This is a genomic window from Pedobacter psychrodurus, assembly GCF_004331735.1.
Lineage (GTDB): Bacteria > Bacteroidota > Bacteroidia > Sphingobacteriales > Sphingobacteriaceae > Pedobacter > Pedobacter psychrodurus.
The window spans coordinates 145,900-161,781 of record NZ_SJSO01000012.1; the positions used below are offsets into that span (position 1 = coordinate 145,900).

At 40.6% G+C, this 15,882-nt stretch carries 14 protein-coding genes and 1 pseudogene; 13 read left to right on the top strand and 2 right to left on the bottom strand.

All coding sequences use genetic code 11. The features are described 5' to 3' along the window. Positions 1-6: 6 nt before the first annotated feature. Positions 7-1,698: a sigma-54 interaction domain-containing protein gene (locus EZ456_RS15385; RefSeq protein WP_131531590.1), complete on the bottom strand. Its 1,692-nt coding sequence runs from the start codon at positions 1,696-1,698 to the stop codon at positions 7-9. A 651-nt stretch (positions 1,699-2,349) separates the two neighbouring features. On the opposite strand from EZ456_RS15385, the gene EZ456_RS15390 reads away from it, so the two are divergent. The 13 genes from EZ456_RS15390 to EZ456_RS15450 are packed head-to-tail and all read left to right on the top strand — an operon-like array spanning position 2,350 to position 14,484. Beyond that, the gene (locus EZ456_RS15390; RefSeq protein ID WP_131531592.1) at positions 2,350-2,982 is read left to right on the top strand and encodes a hydrolase; all 633 of its coding nucleotides are present in this window, start codon (positions 2,350-2,352) and stop codon (positions 2,980-2,982) included. Between the two features lie 18 nt (positions 2,983-3,000). Beyond that, positions 3,001-4,380 carry an alginate export family protein gene (locus tag EZ456_RS15395; protein WP_165501340.1) on the top strand — a complete coding sequence of 460 codons (1,380 nt, stop codon included), beginning with the start codon at positions 3,001-3,003 and terminating at the stop codon, positions 4,378-4,380. A 10-nt stretch (positions 4,381-4,390) separates the two neighbouring features. Beyond that, on the top strand, positions 4,391-5,131 hold the full coding sequence (locus EZ456_RS15400) for a M17 family peptidase N-terminal domain-containing protein (RefSeq protein WP_131531594.1): 741 nt from the start codon (positions 4,391-4,393) through the stop codon (positions 5,129-5,131). Between the two features lie 35 nt (positions 5,132-5,166). Next, the gene (locus EZ456_RS15405) at positions 5,167-7,059 is read left to right on the top strand and encodes an amidohydrolase (RefSeq protein WP_131531596.1); all 1,893 of its coding nucleotides are present in this window, start codon (positions 5,167-5,169) and stop codon (positions 7,057-7,059) included. A 2-nt stretch (positions 7,060-7,061) separates the two neighbouring features. Beyond that, a complete protein-coding gene (locus tag EZ456_RS15410) occupies positions 7,062-7,496 on the top strand; it encodes a DoxX family protein (protein WP_131531598.1) in 435 nt (144 codons plus the stop codon). A gap of 24 nt (positions 7,497-7,520) precedes the next feature. Beyond that, positions 7,521-7,994, top strand: coding sequence for a Dps family protein (locus EZ456_RS15415; protein WP_131531600.1), 474 nt, complete (start codon positions 7,521-7,523; stop codon positions 7,992-7,994). A 12-nt stretch (positions 7,995-8,006) separates the two neighbouring features. Next, positions 8,007-8,696 (top strand): YoaK family protein, encoded by a 690-nt coding sequence (locus EZ456_RS15420; RefSeq protein WP_131531602.1) that lies wholly within the window; start codon positions 8,007-8,009, stop codon positions 8,694-8,696. Between the two features lie 38 nt (positions 8,697-8,734). Next, positions 8,735-11,005: a tetratricopeptide repeat-containing sensor histidine kinase gene (locus tag EZ456_RS15425; RefSeq protein WP_205945108.1), complete on the top strand. Its 2,271-nt coding sequence runs from the start codon at positions 8,735-8,737 to the stop codon at positions 11,003-11,005. Positions 11,006-11,010: 5 nt separating this feature from the next. Continuing rightward, positions 11,011-11,946: a ring-cleaving dioxygenase gene (locus EZ456_RS15430; protein WP_131531606.1), complete on the top strand. Its 936-nt coding sequence runs from the start codon at positions 11,011-11,013 to the stop codon at positions 11,944-11,946. A gap of 5 nt (positions 11,947-11,951) precedes the next feature. Next, the gene (locus EZ456_RS15435) at positions 11,952-12,257 is read left to right on the top strand and encodes a GNAT family N-acetyltransferase (protein WP_131531608.1); all 306 of its coding nucleotides are present in this window, start codon (positions 11,952-11,954) and stop codon (positions 12,255-12,257) included. Positions 12,258-12,261: 4 nt separating this feature from the next. Further along, the gene (locus tag EZ456_RS15440; RefSeq protein ID WP_131531610.1) at positions 12,262-12,876 is read left to right on the top strand and encodes an alpha/beta hydrolase; all 615 of its coding nucleotides are present in this window, start codon (positions 12,262-12,264) and stop codon (positions 12,874-12,876) included. Between the two features lie 7 nt (positions 12,877-12,883). Beyond that, on the top strand, positions 12,884-13,510 hold the full coding sequence (locus tag EZ456_RS15445) for a TMEM175 family protein (RefSeq protein WP_131531612.1): 627 nt from the start codon (positions 12,884-12,886) through the stop codon (positions 13,508-13,510). A 26-nt stretch (positions 13,511-13,536) separates the two neighbouring features. Beyond that, on the top strand, positions 13,537-14,484 hold the full coding sequence (locus EZ456_RS15450; protein WP_131531614.1) for a D-2-hydroxyacid dehydrogenase family protein: 948 nt from the start codon (positions 13,537-13,539) through the stop codon (positions 14,482-14,484). A gap of 1,114 nt (positions 14,485-15,598) precedes the next feature. Here the strand turns inward: EZ456_RS15450 and EZ456_RS15455 are convergent. Continuing rightward, positions 15,599-15,882 (bottom strand): annotated as a pseudogene (locus EZ456_RS15455) (hypothetical protein); the annotation flags it as partial.

A 15,882-nucleotide genomic window follows, 5' to 3' on the forward strand; every position in this document is an offset into this window, starting at 1 on the left:
TCAATTCTACTTATTCAGGATGTGTTCCCGTTTAATCTTAAATTTTTTAATTTTTGAGTTGAGCGTTGTAGCTGGAATGTTTAAAATTTCTGCAGCCCCACCAATACCGGATATTTTGCCCTTACAGCGCTTTAGTATCGATAGGATATGGTCGCGCTCGTTCTCGTGGATGCTTTTTATTTTTTGCTCTTCTGTATGGTTAACCGCCTCATTTCTGTCGATTTTAGGGAGGTGGATCTCTTTTAATATGTTGCCGGATGTTAACAATATGCTCCGTTCAATCAAGTGCTCCAGCTCTCTTATATTCCCAGGCCAGGGGTAGAGCATGAGTTTGTTCAATGCGCTTTTGGAAATGGCGTTTACCTGTCGCCCGGTTTTCATCGAAATACGCTCAATGAAGAATGCTGTGAGATGGGGGATATCATCCAATCTATCCCTTAATGGAGGGATGGAGATTGGAAATACGTTAAGCCTGTAATATAGATCGCTCCTGAAATTTCCTTTTTCTACCTCCTTTGATAAATTTCGGTTTGTTGCGGCAACAATTCTAACATTTGTTTTAATCACCTCCTTGCCACCAATACGCTCAATTTCTTTTTCCTGTAAGGCGCGGAGCAGTTTTACCTGAAGTTCTAATGAAAGTTCACCAATTTCATCCAGAAAAAGTGTTCCATTATGTGCCAGTTCAAACTTGCCAATCCGACGTTCTGTTGCACCTGTAAAACTTCCTTTTTCATGACCGAAAAGTTCACTTTCGGCTAGGCTAGCAGGTATTGCGGCGCAATTAATTTTAACCATCAGCTCATTGTGGCGAAGAGAAGAGTTGTGTACCGCCCTTGCAATGAGCTCTTTTCCTGTTCCGGTTTCACCAATGATCAGTACAGTGCTATCGGTGGTTGCCACAGCATCAATCAGGTGAAAAATGCTTTTTAATGACTGGCTCTGTCCAATGACCTCAGTATGGTTATATTTATGTTGGATTTCTTCTTGCAGGTAACTTTTTTCGTCTTCTAATTTTTGTTTGTATTCATTGATTTCTACAAGCTGCTGTTCAATTTTTTCGTTTGCCAGGATGTTCGATATCGCAATCGAAATTTGTAGCGAAATGCCCTGAAGTAAATCAAAATAAATGTTCGATAATGAATTTGCGTTTTTAGTGTAGAGGTAAAAGAAACCGATACATGCTGATCTATCGGTCATTTTTAGGCCGATCATTTCTTTGATGCCTTTGTTGTGCCAAAATTCCAACCACGCAGGCGCATCAGCCCATGTTAAAACCTCTTCAACATTGAAAACGATTGGTTTTTCAGATGAAATCATCGCCCTGCACATGCCATCATCGAGCGTGTATTTTTCTGAAGCTTTTGGTGCAATACCTGCCGTTTTAAGAAAATCTTCTTTTTGGTTGTAGATGAAAGCGCTGTGCGTTGCCTGGTCATCATTAATTAAACAGATGACAAAATCATCAAAATCAAATAGTTTTTTTAGTTTTTGATCGATGACGTCGAACAAATCAAGTTTGTTGCGTATAGAGGCGATTGAGTTACTTAAGGATAACAGTACTGCATTTTCTCTTTCTTTCTGCTCAAGTTTTTTAAGCAGTAAGGCGTTTTCATTTTCAAGAATTAAAGTTCCGTTGGTGTTTGGCGAAGTATTTTTTGTGTTTCGAACTTCAGACAGATTACCCGTGCTTTCCATGTAGCTAAGGTAGGGTTTATAAAATTAATTAATGACTAATGTGATGTAATATGTGTAACGCTATTTCGTTAGTTAATTTTTTTATTGTTTGATTATCAATATTTTATATTGTTTTTTGAAATAATATATTTTTTGAATTATTTCGTTATTATGTGTGCTACACCAGCCGAGATTGTATAATCCTCGTAACGTCCTGCTGAATTTATTTTATCAGTATTTTTTATTGTGTTAAGGCCTAATAGCTACTTCGTAGTCAGCATCTTTTCCAGTTGTAAACAGAGGCTGTAATAAATTACTATTGGCAAATTCCTAAAATAGGTCGTCATTGCGAGGAGGAACGACGAAGCAATCTTTTCTGTTCGCAAGTCCTGCTGTAAAGATTGCTTCGTCGGCTGAAAAAGCCTTCTCGCAATGACGATGCCCCTAAGGGAATCAAATACGCACCCAACTCCGTGCCTTTGTGTTTTCCTCCGTTTTCTCTGTGGTTAAAAAACGCATAGCTTCCCATTGCGGTTAAAAAAACTAAAATTCGTAAATCAACGATATATGGTTAATCGTAATTCCTGTTATTTTATTTAAGTTGTTGATATTTAGTTGTTTAGTGTGTGGTATGTTTCTTGGAACAGTGAGGGAAACAAAAAATACTTAAATATGAAACCATCACCAGACTTATTATCACCAGAAAATCACGCATTGGTATTAATCGATTTTGAGGGGCAAATGGCTTTTGCAACCAAAAGCATCTCCATTACCGAACTTCGTACCAATGTGGCCATTATTTGTGGCGCGTCTAAAATTTTTAACGTACCCACTATTGTAACTACAGTTGCTGAAGAATCGTTTTCAGGTCCTGTTTTTCCTGAAGTTGAGGCATTTTATCCTCAGGCTACGTCAAATTATATCGATAGAACTTCGATGAATACCTGGGAAGACGGACCCGCTTACCAGGCAATCACGGCAACAGGAAAAAAGAAACTTGTATTGGCTGGCCTTTGGACAGGCGTATGTATTGTTGGTCCGGCATTATCAGCCTTATCAGAGGGCTTCGACGTTTTCGTGATTACCGATGCCTGTGGCGATGTAAGCAATGAGGCACACGAACGTGCCATTCAGCGAATGGTACATGCAGGTGTGAAACCGGTAACTTCTGTGCAATATATTCTTGAGTTGCAAAGAGACTGGGCCAGAACCGAAACCTATGAGCCTGTAACCACTTTAATGAAAAAATATGGTGCAGGTTACGGTATCGGTATCCAGTATGCACACAAAATGATAAAACATTAATTCTCATTTAAGATAAAAATGAAAATTGATTATCCCCGTTTCGCGATTATGGTGGTTACTTGCATTTGCTTTTTAACAGCAGCTGCATATAGCCAGAGCATCAAGCTTATGCGCTACGATGAGGATTACAGTAATTTGAAAGATTCGGGCAGGAATTTCTACAACACCTTAAAGTTCCTGCCGCTTTCTGTAAATAAAAAAGTATACCTCAGTTTTGGCGGGGAGATCAGAGAAGAATACGGAGGCAAAATCAATGAAGACTGGATCAAAGATCAGGGTTTCAATTATTCTTTTTTACAACGTTATTCGCTTTATGCCGATTTAAACATTGGAGAAAAACTGCGGTTTTTTGCTCAGGTAAACAGTGCGCTCGAAAACGGGAGTAAGTATGGACCTTCTCCGGTTGATGAAGACCAACTTGCAGTTCAAAATCTTTTCGCTGAATATAAAATACTAAAAGACTCATCAAACAAATTAGCTGTTCGGGTTGGCAGGCAGGAAATTAATTATGGTTCGGGCAGGTTAATTTCGGTAAGAGAGGGTACAACCGTTCGGCAATATTTTACTGGAGCCAAAGTGATGTATGCAACCCCGCGATTTTCACTCGATGCATTCGTTTTAGCAGCCGATGAAGTTAATTTTGGAGTATTTGATAACCACCCAAGTCACCAGGCAAACCTTTGGGGCGCTTACTCCAACCTCAATATTCAAAAAGGAGGAAACTTCGATTTCTACTACTTAGGAATTAGTCGCGATAATGCTGAATTTGAGGAAGGCATGGCAAAAGAACTGCGGCATACTTTAGCTACCCGATATTGGAAAAGTGGTGGCGGTTTTATCTATAATATAGAAGCTGCCTACCAGTTCGGGAAATTTGGAAATGGCAATATCAATGCCTGGACAATGGCCCTTGAATTTGGTTATACCTTCGAAAAAACCAAATTTAAACCTTCTGTTAATTTGCGGAACGACTACATCTCAGGAGATCAGAAAGCTGGAGACGGAAAATTGCAAACTTTTAATCCATTGTATCCAAAAGGAGGTTATTTTGGGTTTAATCCACTCATCGGTCCATCAAACTTAATTGATTTGCATCCTTACTTAACCCTTACCATAACGGATAAATTAGGTGTACAGGCTGATGTTGTTCTTAATTGGAGGTACGCTATAAGCGACGGGATTTATCGTCCGAGCGGAAATTATAACACCGCAGGCTCAATTTCCGATCATCGCTTTATCGGTACCACTTATCTGCTCAGTGCAGATTATAAATTCAATAACAACCTCTCATTGAGTTGTGGGGGGCAATATTTCAGGTTGGGTGATTTTATAAAAGATATCGTACCGCTCTGGGACAATTCAAAGTTTTTTAATGCTCAGGTATCATACAAATTTTAAACATAAGAAAATGAAAAACAACTTCACTAAACAATCAAAATCTGCGTTCCAAAACATCAGGATAGCGATAATAATATTTTCAGTATTTGTTACAGGAACGGCATTTGCGCAAACTACCACGGCACTGGGAACAGCCAAAATTTGGGGCACAGTTGATGGAATTGCCATCGAAGGTATAGTTCAGGGGCCATCGGCGCAGGTTAGCGATTTGCAGATTGCCTGTGTTTTCGAATACACCGAAGGCGATATTTTTAATTCTCCACCCGCACTTCCGCCTGCCTTAAATGGTTTGGTACACTTAGATCAGGATATGAAAGGTTTGATCACCGAAATCCGTAAAAGCGGGAAATTTCTTGGTCACGCTAACGAAACGATCTTAATTTCTCCACCAAAAGGTACCATAGGTGGTAAACGCCTGCTTTTAATTGGACTTGGCGATCGGAATAAATTTACACCAGATTTAATGACCGGAGTAGGTAGCATCGCAATGAGAGAAGCGCTTAAACTTGATGTAAACAATTTTTCTTTTGCAAGCGACTTAAAAGATGCAGGGATCGACTCGCCAACCGCATTGGTTGCCGGCAATGTAGTGAAAGGTGTTTTCGAAGCTTACAGAACCCAAACGTGGTTAAAAGAAAAGAACATGGCAACCTTTAAACCGTTAGCGAAAGTGATCCTTCTTGCTGGGCCGGCATTTTTTACAACTGCGGGAGAAGGCATCCAGGAAGCAATTGCTGCTATTAAAAATTAAGATTTCAAATGGTTTAAATACCTAAAAAAAATACTATGGATGCAGATATAATTTTATTTAATGGCAAGGTACATACCATTGCCAAACAGAAGGAAGAAATAACAGCCGTTGCCATTAAAAACGGGAAGTTCATCGCTGTTGGTAGTGATAGCGACATTATGAATTTTTCGGGTTCTGCTACAAGGTTAATTGACCTGAGCAAAAAGCGGGTAGTTCCTGGAATTAACGACTCCCATATTCATTTAATCCGCGGTGGATTAAATTTCAACCTGGAATTACGTTGGGATGGTGTTCCATCATTGGCCGATGCCTTTCGCATGCTTAAAGATCAGGTAGATATTACACCATCGCCACAATGGGTGCGCGTAGTAGGTGGCTGGTCGGAATTTCAGTTTGCCGAAAGAAGAATGCCTACACTGGAAGAAATAAATGCCATTGCGCCCGAAACGCCTGTCTTTATCCTCCATTTGTACGACCGTGCTTTTATGAACCGTGCTGCGCTTAAAGCCGTTGGGTATACAAAAGACACACCTGCGCCTCCGGGTGGAGAAATCCAGAGAGATGCAAACGGAGAGCCTACGGGATTGATTATCGCGAGCCCGAATGCGATGATTTTATATTCTACTCTGGCAAAAGGCCCGAAACTTTCTTACGAACATCAGGTAAATTCTACCCGTCATTTTATGACAGAACTGAACCGTTTTGGCATTACCAGTGTGATTGATGCTGGTGGAGGTTTTCAAAACTTTCCTGACGATTATAAAGTGGTAAATGAATTGAACGAACAAAAACAACTTACCGTTCGCATTGCCTACAACTTGTTTACCCAACGCCCGAAACAGGAATTTGAGGATTTTGATAACTGGACCAATACGGTAAAACTTTATCAGGGTGATGATATGTACCGTCATAACGGGGCAGGTGAGATGCTGGTTTTCTCGGCAGCCGATTTCGAAGATTTTCTTCAGCCAAGGCCAGACCTCTCAGATAATATGGAGCCAGAACTGGAACGTGTGGTGCGTTTACTGGTTGAAAAAAGATGGCCATTTAGGCTTCATGCCACTTACAACGAAAGTATCGGCAGGTTTTTAAATGTATTTGAAAAGGTAGATAAGGATATTCCTTTTGCTGGCCTGCCATGGATATTCGACCATGCCGAAACCATCGATGAAAAAAATATTGAACGTGTAAAAGCATTGGGTGGGGGTATTGCGATTCAAAGCAGGATGGCTTATCAGGGCGAATATTTCACCGAACGTTATGGCGCAAAAGCCGCGCTACAAACGCCACCTATAAAAAAGATGCTCGAAATGGAAGTTCCTGTTGGCGGTGGTTCTGATGCCACACGCGTAAGCAGTTACAATCCATGGGTTTCGATGTTCTGGTTAACCGCTGGTAAAACAGTTGGTGGCTTAAAAATCTACAGTGAAGAAACCGTTTTGTCAAGGGAAACTGCTTTAGAACTGTACACCAGAGGCAGTGCCTGGTTTTCGAACGAACAGCAAAAGAAAGGGGATATCGAAGTGGGTATGTTGGCCGATTTAGCCGTTTTAAATCACGATTACTTCCAGGTTGACGATGAGCAGATCAAAAGCATCGAATCTGATTTAACCCTAGTTGACGGCAAAATTGTGTATGCAAAAGGCGATTTCTCATCATTCTCACCACCAAAAATCCCAATTCTGCCAGACTGGTCGCCAACTAAGAGTTATAACGGATATTATTCTCCAGCAACCCATAAAGCAGATCAACAGGGAAAAACAAAAGGTGCAAACGGAGCCGATTCGGTGTTAGCGATGGTGCACTCTTGCGTTGGCAGCTGTAATGTACACAACCACAATCACGATGCAGTGAGGACCAGTAACCTTCCTGTAAATAATTATACCGCATTTTGGGGCGCACTGGGCTGCTCATGCTTTGCTTTTTAACCATGGAAAATATCATCAAATACCTGTTATATTCTGATTTGGGATCAGACCTTAACAACTGGGCGGTACTCATTTTCAGGGTACTGCTCATGCTCGAACTCTTCAGGGTTCATGGAATGAAAAAGTTCCGTGTTCAAAATGGAGAAAAGGAGCATGTGCCGAATCCTTTGGGTTTGCCCGATAAACTAAATGGCTTGGTGGCTACATTTTCTGATACCATTGTGCCATTTCTCGTTGCCATAGGTTTCGGAACAAGGCTTTTCCTTCTGCCATCTATAGGCGTAACGGCAATCGGTTACTTTGTAGTACACAGAAAAGATTCGATTGAGGTGCGCGATGTGCCCTACATGTATACATTGGCCATGCTCTTTTTATGTGCCGTTGGTGCCGGAACTTATTCAATAGATTATTATTTAATCAACACTTTCTTTAATTAATATACAAATCAAAATAACAAAACAATGGAAGCTAAAATTGGAATCAGCGCAGATAACCTTGCAGAGGTTGCACATTCATTAAGCAAAATTCTTGCAGATGAATACGTTTTATACACCAAAACGCGTAAAGCACACTGGAATGTAGAAGGACCAGATTTTTACAACAAACACAAGTTCTTTGAAGAACAATACACCCAATTGGAAGATATTGTGGATGAAGTTGCAGAACGGATCCGTAAACTAGGCCATTTTGCACCAGCATCGCTTAAACAATTCCTGGAGTTAACACACTTAACAGAAGACGATCGTGGTAAAAACGATGCCCCAACCTACATCAAAATGTTGCTTGCCGATCACGAGAGTATTTTAATTCACTTAAGAGAAAACATCGACAATTATGCTGGTGCATTGAAAGATGCCGGAACAAGCGATTACATTACAGGCTTAATGGAAACACACGAAACCATGGCCTGGATGTTAAGGGCTCATTTATCATAAAACAAAAGCAAAATGGAAGAAAAACAGAACAATATCTGGTTTGTAACCCTTGTGTTGACCATTATAGCTGGTTATTGTGATACGATTACCTTTGTTGCTGCTGACAAAATTTTCTCTGCACACGTTACAGGCAACTTTATTGTATTCGCTTATCAAATGATTAAAGGCTCTGATGGTGATGCATGGATCAAGCTGCTAACTTTCCCAATATTTATGCTCTCGGTTATGGCTGGTGGCTGGATATCGGCGAGATTTTCGAACAGGCATTTTCTGCTTTTATGCGAGGGGATTATCCTTTTGGTTGGCGGGGCAATTGCATATTCGCTCGGCTATATCGATAATGGAGAAATCACCTGGCCCATGTATCTGGTTACCATGATTGTTGTTTTCGCCATGGGTCTGCAAAATGCATTCGGGAAACTTTTTGTAAAGGAAACCTATGGGCCAACAACCATGATGACGGGTAATGTAACCCAGTTTGCACTCGATATCAGGTCTTTTTGCAATTCTGGTTTTAAAAACGCTGATTTCCTTTCGGGGATAAACAAAGGACTGATCACGCTTGGTGGCTTTTTAACCGGATGTCTGCTTGGCGCCTGGGTTGGGCAGCTTTTTGGTTTGGTTGGTATCGTGTTACCCGGTATCGCAATGGTTGTCTGCTATTACAGCACAAAACCAAGCGTAAACGATGTTAAGCTTTAAACATGCTGATAAGAAATAGCACAACGGTTTTTTTTAGTATGAAGATTAACGCCTTGATCATCATTTTTTTGCTAATAAGCCCTGTCTTTGCAAAAGGGCAGGGCATTAGGACAAAAACAGAGGTAGAGGCTGCTGAAATAAAACTCCGCAGGCTTGGGCAAACAGAAAAGAAGGTCGATTTATTGGTGGATGTTGGAACATATTACCTCAATTTGCCTGGCGAAATAAAAGCAGATTTATCCACTGCGATGAATCTACAGCAACAAGCTTTTAGCCTGGCTGGCAAAATCGAATATCCTAAAGGAATAGCTGGAAGTATGGTACTCAAAGGCAATATTCTCCGCGAATCAGGAGATAAGGTAGGCAGTACCAAAATCTATACGCAGGCAATCGCTTATGCGAGCAAATTAGATCTGAAAGATCAATTGGCAGAGGCTTATTCTGCTATGGGTGCTCTTTTTAGCAATGAAGGAGCTGATCTCGAAAAAAAGATTGCTTACAATGAAAAATCGCTGGCCTTATACCATCAGACAAGCAATAAATTAGAAGCCGGAAATTCACTCAAAAACCTGGGGGATTATTACAACATTAAAGGGCAACCTGCCTATGCCATTAAGCTGATGGATTCGTCTCTTGCTGTTTATAAATCTATTGGTTTTAAAGAACTGCAGGGCGTTTATAACAATATGTGCATCACGAATATTAGTCTTGGTAATTTTTCAGAAGCCTTAAAATATGGTTTATTGGCCGAGAAAACGGCAGATCAACTGGCCGATACGAGCTTGCAAAGAAGTTCTATAAACAACCATTTAGGTTTAACATATTACTACCTGCGCAATGATCAGAAAGCGTTGGCTTATTGGTTGGAGGCCAAGAGAATTGCCGAACGATATAAGGATGCAGGTTATATGCAAACCATTATTGCTAACGTAGCCACCATCTTGGTAAGGATGAAAAAGTTCGAACAGGGAATAACTCAACTGAAAGAACTGATGAAAAAATATCCGCCAACTGATACACAGATGAAACTGCGCATCCCGTATATCTTGTTCAACACTTATTACGATATTGAGCAGTACGCCAAGGCCGAACCTTATTTTAAGATGCTGATAAAGTTTCATCACGATTTGCCAAAAGATGATCCGAATCAGATCTATTTATATCGGAGTATCATCAGGAAATTGATTCACGATAAACAGTTTATAGCCGCCGATGGCTATCTAAAGGAGCATGAAAAACAAAGTTTACAGCAGAAAAACTTGTTGGCTCTTTCTCAGTTGCACAGACTTTGGTTCGATGTAGATTCGGCGCTGAATAAGCCCTGGTCGGCAGTGGAGCATTATAAAACCTATAAAAGATTAACAGATTCTATTTGGAACAACGAAAAGAATAAACAGATTTCGGGGCTGGAAATCGAATTCCAGACAGAGAAAAAGGATAAGGATATTGCATTACTCAGCCAGAAAAACCAATTGCAGAAAGTTACGATCGAAAATGAGGGCAGGCTGAGGTATATGTTTATTGCCGGACTTTTTATTGCCGTTTTGTTTGTGGGACTGATTTATAACCGCTATCGGTTAAAAAAACGGAGCAACCTCATTTTAGAACAAAAGCAGAACGAAATCAATACGCAGAATGAGCTGCTTAGAAAAATACTCGACGAGAAAGAATGGCTGCTGCGCGAAATCCATCACCGCGTAAAAAACAACCTTCAGATTGTAATCAGCCTGCTCAATACGCAGTCGGCTTATCTGGATAATGAAGATGCCCTGGTGGCGATCAGGAATAGCCAGAACAGGATGCATGCCATGTCGCTCATTCACCAGAAGCTTTATCAATCTGATAATCTGGCCGAAATTGATATGAAATGGTACATCCAAGAACTGGTAGATTATATGATCGAGTGTTTTGGTACCGATAAGAAAATCCAGTTTACATTAGAAACGGAGGCGATAAAATTAGATGTTGCGCAGGCCGTTCCGCTTGGTTTAATCCTGAATGAGGCCATTAGTAATGTGATTAAATATGCCTTTCCGGGTGATAAAAAAGGTAAAGTGCACATTTCTTTCCTGTTTATCGGAGAGGAGGTTTGCGAACTGAAAATTGCGGATACCGGGGTCGGTTTGCCAGATGGTTTTGATCCAGAAAATACCGAATCGCTCGGAATGAGCTTAATGACCGGACTTACCGAACAACTTAACGGCGAGATTAAAATGTGGAATAATGAAGGCCTCGTGCTTGATGTCATCTTTAAGCGCCACAATGAATTAATTACAGAAACTTCAGAAATATTAATCAATAAAAATTAAACGATATGAATAACAATATTTTAGGCTTGCACCACATTACAGCGATTGCAGGCAATGCGCAACAGAACTTCGATTTTTATACCAAAACATTGGGTTTAAGATTGGTGAAAAAGACCGTAAATTTTGATGATCCGGGTACTTACCACCTTTATTATGGCGATGAAACCGGGTTGGCAGGAACAATTCTTACCTTTTTTCCATGGGATGGAATTGGCCAGGGCACAGAAGGTGTAGGAATGGCAACAGAAATTGGTTATTCGATACCTGCAGGCAGCCACGAATTCTGGTTAGAAAGATTTGGTGCAGCAAACGTTAAAACAAAGGAAATTACCGAACGTTTTGGGGAGCAGGTGCTGGCTTTTAAAGATCCAGATGGCTTGTCACTAAGTTTAATTGTGCCTAAAACAGCAGATATTAGAACACCCTGGGAAACCGCTGATGTTAAAAAAGATACAGCAACAAAAGGTTTTCACAGCACCACTTTAACCTTGCAAAGTATCGATGAAACTGCAAAAGTGCTTACCGATTTATTTGGTTACCGTTTATTGGCCCAAGAAGAAAACCGCTATCGTTTCATTACCGATACCGTAGAAAATGCAGCCATTGTTGATCTGTTGGAAGTGCCAGCTGGCCACAGGGGAAGAAATGCGGCAGGCACAAACCACCATGTTGCATTCCGTGTTAAAAATGAGGATATTCAAATGGAATTAAGAGAACAAATTTTGAGTAAAAATTTGCAGATCACGCCAAAAATAGACCGTGATTATTTCTACTCATTATATTTCCGTGAACCAGGGGGCGTACTTTTCGAAATAGCGACCGAAAATCCAGGCTTTACCGTTGATGAGCCTTTAAATGAATTGGGTACCCATTTAATGTTGCCGCACCAACACGAGCATTTACGTGATGATTTAGAAAAATTACTTCCAAAATTATCTTAAAAAATATGGCACAAGTAAAATTAAACATTCAGGAAGGCGAACCAAGTTCGTTCGACATTTATGATGAAGACGGAAAAGTTGGCGAAATGATTTTCGACATCAAGGATAATGATTTAACCGTCTACCATACTGAAGTAGACACGGCAAAAGAAGGACTGGGATATGCGAAAATGTTGCTTGAAGCAATGGTTGCCTATGTTCGTGAAAATAAATTGATGGTAATCCCCATGTGCCCATATGTGCACATCCAGTTTAGGAGGCATGAAGATTTATACCGGGATATCTGGAACAAAGTAAAAGAAGAAGAATAGCGAGATGAAAGAAATTATTAAAGCAGGAAAAAGCTTCGATCAGGCAGAAAAAGTGCTGATCATGATCCATGGGCGTGGAGGAACGGCGCAGGATATTTTATCAATGTCAGAATACCTTAATGTTTCCAATTTTGCATTGGTAGCGCCGCATGCAGAAAATAATACCTGGTATCCACAGTCATTTTTAGCCCCAAGGGCAAATAACGAACCTTCGCTATCAAATGCCTTAAAAACAATAAATGATACTGTACTTGATCTGGAAAAAGAAGGTTTTTCAAAAGAACAGATCTACTTTTTGGGCTTTTCGCAGGGTGCCTGTTTAACATTGGATTATGTTGCAGCAAATGCAGCCCGCTATGGTGGCGTTGTGGCTTTCACTGGTGGCCTTATTGGCGAACAGGTAGATCACCGCAACTATCATGGCGACTTTGATGGCACACCGATCTTCATCGGAAGCAGCGATCCCGACATGCATGTTCCGGTTTCCCGGGTAAAAGAGTCGACAACTTTACTCGAAGGCATGGGGGCGCAGGTAACAGAAATTATTTACCAAAATATGGGGCACACCATCAGTCAGGCAGAAATTACACAGGTTAATAAATTAATTTTTAACGATTAATTTATAAATGGAAAAAGAAACGGGTAGAATAGAGGCTTTTAGCGATGGCGTTTTTGCCATCGCAGTTACGCTTTTGGTACTCGAACTTCACATTCCCGAACTGAAGGATGGTGATACGCCAGTTCACCTACTAAATGCACTGAAAATTCAATGGCCCGGTTATATTGCTTTTGTAATTTCATTTTTTAGCATTTTCATTATCTGGGTAAATCACCATAAAATTTTTAAACAGATTTACAAGCGAAACACAGGGCTCATGTTTGCCAATGGATTCATTCTGTTCCTGGTTTCGCTTGTTTCTTACCCCAGCGCCTTATTGGCTAAATTTTTTCTCAGTGATTCGAAACAGCTTTCGGTAACCATTTACACAGGATTGTTCGTTTTGATTAACCTGGCATTTAACTTGTTGTGGCAGCAAGCTACCTTAGATAAAAAATTATTGCGCCCGGGAATAAGTGATACCGCCATCAGGCGGCTCAGGAACAACTACCTTTATGGCTTTCCTACCTATTTAGCCGCTTTCATTGTTTCATTCTTTTACCCGGATTTAGCTTTAGCAGTTTGTGTTTTACTTTGGGTATTCTGGGCAGCATCATCAAAGAAAATTAACTTTACCGAAACACCGGTTTTGTAGTAAATAAGGACTTAAATTCATAAAATATGTCAAAATACAAAATTGCGATACTTGATGATTATCAGGATGTAGCAAAATCATTAGCCGATTGGACACCGGTTGCGGAGTATGCAGAAATTGAAATATTCACCAATCACCTTCACGAAGAAGATGAGATTGTAGAACGCTTAAAGCATTTTGAGATCATTTGTGTAATGCGCGAACGCACTCCTTTAGCACCAGGTTTGCTCCTGCGCTTACCCAACCTGAAACTGGTTGTTTCTACAGGAGCCAAAAATCGATCTATAGCTATTGAAGCCGCAGAAAAACTGGGTATTGAAGTGCAGAACACTGGGTATTTAGGCCATGGCGCATTAGAACTTACCTGGGCACTGTTAATGGCCATTGCAAAACACATTCCGCAAGAAAATGCCAATCTACGTGCAGGCGGCTGGCAACATATGGTGGGTAGGGATTTAAAGGGTAAAACTCTTGGCATATTAGGACTTGGGAATTTGGGTGCACAGGTTGCTGCCGTAGCTAAAGCGTTTGATATGGATGTGATTGCCTGGAGCGAAAATTTAACCCGGGAGAAAGCAATAGCTGGTGGTGCAAGGTATGTAGATAAAAAAACGCTATTCCAGGAGTCTGATTATTTAACCGTTCACATGGTGCTGAGCGATAGGAGTAAGGGCATTGTTGGGGCCGAAGATTTGGCGTTCATGAAACCGACTGCCTACCTGATCAATACTTCAAGGGGGCCACTGGTCGATGAAAACGCATTGATCAAAAGTTTAGAAGAAAATAAAATTGCCGGTGCGGCTTTAGATGTTTTTGATAAAGAACCGCTTGATGCAGGCCACCCATTCAGAAAATTGAAGAACGTACTGGCTACACCGCACATCGGCTTTGTTACGCAAGATACTTATAAACTTTTTTTCAATGATATTGTTAAAGCCTTGCTGGATTGGCTGCCAGAACATCCGAAAAGTTAAACAAAGATTAATCGTCATTCCCAACCCGTAGCTATCGGGTTGATTGGGAACCACGTAGTGCTCATGAATGCCTTTGAAGAGAAGAAAGCTTATGAATAATCGTAATGTAATAAGCTTTAAGATTCCCGTCTGCGCCTATCGTGTGGACACATCTCTGTAGCGGTCGTAATGCTGATCCGATAGCTATCGGATTTATTTCAGCATCTTTCCTGTTATTAAATGATACTAAACCCTTAAAAACGCTAGTTTAGGCACATATATTGATTGTTTTTTTTTCGCTCTTTGCCGCGGTGCATCAAACTTTTGAGGCATCAAAAGTATGCAAAAATGCTTTGTCAATCCAGCAATGTGGCTTGTCACCGCCCAACACTCATCAAAAAAACAGCGGCACTTTGTTTTGCTCGTTTCTGCTAAGTAAAAGTTTGAGTGGTATTTTCACAAAACCACTGCGTTTTAGGTTTGGGGGTGCTATTTGTGCTATTCTGCAACTGTTTTTTTGATTCTTCGGCCACTTGGGATTGACGGCGTCCTTTTGTAAAATCTGTGCTTTATTAAAGTTGGTTAGCAAAATGCATAAAAAACCCAAAGCAAAAGATGTGTCTACATGATAGGCCTGCGCGGGAATGACGACCTTTGTATTAGAATCTGTCATCCTGAGGGATAATTTATTGCATAATAATCAATATGATTGATGTATATGATTGATTATTTCTTACTTACCTCGGCTCGCCGCCGCCGATGGGCTCTCTCTTTTTGGTGTCAAAAAGAAACAAAAAACACCGGCTGAAAATTTTTCTTTCGAAGCTAGAAGGGGGGCTGGGTCAGTAGAGCCCGATCCCGATAGCTATCGGGATGTTAGGCCGGATTTAAGTGGAACGGAGATACGGTGCTATGGCCTAGCTGGGTGGAAGTATATATTCAATACAAGTCACTCATTAATAGGTAATTAAAAAATAACGTCAATAGTAGGCACGAAGTTTACCTTTCCTAGCTTGTAACCACCCCTTCGGTTATTGCTAATAGGAAACAGATTCTTCCTATTGTCAGAATGACAAAACGGTGCTGGATCATTGCAAAGCCAATTTTTTTTGCTGTATCTATTCCCCTCTTTCAGCTAATCTTTACACACATCTTTGTGTTCCATTACTTGTGCATAAACTATAAATTGTTGGTTGAATTTATCTAACCCCTCTTTGATTGTGATATATCCTGGTGGACCATGAGATTTATATCCGCTCCATCCTGCCAGTCTAGCTAATAACCATGTGGCCCAAGCCAGGGTTTGCTTTTTGTATGGATTTTTCTGTAATTCTGTGCCTCCTTCCACTCGTTGTCTTACCATATCTAGATAATCTATTTGGTTCGAACTGAATACATCTGCTGCCTGCATCGATTCAT

Bases quoted from the DNA above. Each gene is read 5' to 3' on its own strand.
- EZ456_RS15385 (WP_131531590.1), bottom strand. From the start codon at position 1,698: ATGGAAAGCACGGGTAATCTGTCTGAAGTTCGAAACACAAAAAATACT.
- EZ456_RS15390 (WP_131531592.1), top strand. From the start codon at position 2,350: ATGAAACCATCACCAGACTTATTATCACCAGAAAATCACGCATTGGTA.
- EZ456_RS15395 (WP_165501340.1), top strand. From the start codon at position 3,001: ATGAAAATTGATTATCCCCGTTTCGCGATTATGGTGGTTACTTGCATT.
- EZ456_RS15400 (WP_131531594.1), top strand. From the start codon at position 4,391: ATGAAAAACAACTTCACTAAACAATCAAAATCTGCGTTCCAAAACATC.
- EZ456_RS15405 (WP_131531596.1), top strand. From the start codon at position 5,167: ATGGATGCAGATATAATTTTATTTAATGGCAAGGTACATACCATTGCC.
- EZ456_RS15410 (WP_131531598.1), top strand. From the start codon at position 7,062: ATGGAAAATATCATCAAATACCTGTTATATTCTGATTTGGGATCAGAC.
- EZ456_RS15415 (WP_131531600.1), top strand. From the start codon at position 7,521: ATGGAAGCTAAAATTGGAATCAGCGCAGATAACCTTGCAGAGGTTGCA.
- EZ456_RS15420 (WP_131531602.1), top strand. From the start codon at position 8,007: ATGGAAGAAAAACAGAACAATATCTGGTTTGTAACCCTTGTGTTGACC.
- EZ456_RS15425 (WP_205945108.1), top strand. From the start codon at position 8,735: ATGAAGATTAACGCCTTGATCATCATTTTTTTGCTAATAAGCCCTGTC.
- EZ456_RS15430 (WP_131531606.1), top strand. From the start codon at position 11,011: ATGAATAACAATATTTTAGGCTTGCACCACATTACAGCGATTGCAGGC.
- EZ456_RS15435 (WP_131531608.1), top strand. From the start codon at position 11,952: ATGGCACAAGTAAAATTAAACATTCAGGAAGGCGAACCAAGTTCGTTC.
- EZ456_RS15440 (WP_131531610.1), top strand. From the start codon at position 12,262: ATGAAAGAAATTATTAAAGCAGGAAAAAGCTTCGATCAGGCAGAAAAA.
- EZ456_RS15445 (WP_131531612.1), top strand. From the start codon at position 12,884: ATGGAAAAAGAAACGGGTAGAATAGAGGCTTTTAGCGATGGCGTTTTT.
- EZ456_RS15450 (WP_131531614.1), top strand. From the start codon at position 13,537: ATGTCAAAATACAAAATTGCGATACTTGATGATTATCAGGATGTAGCA.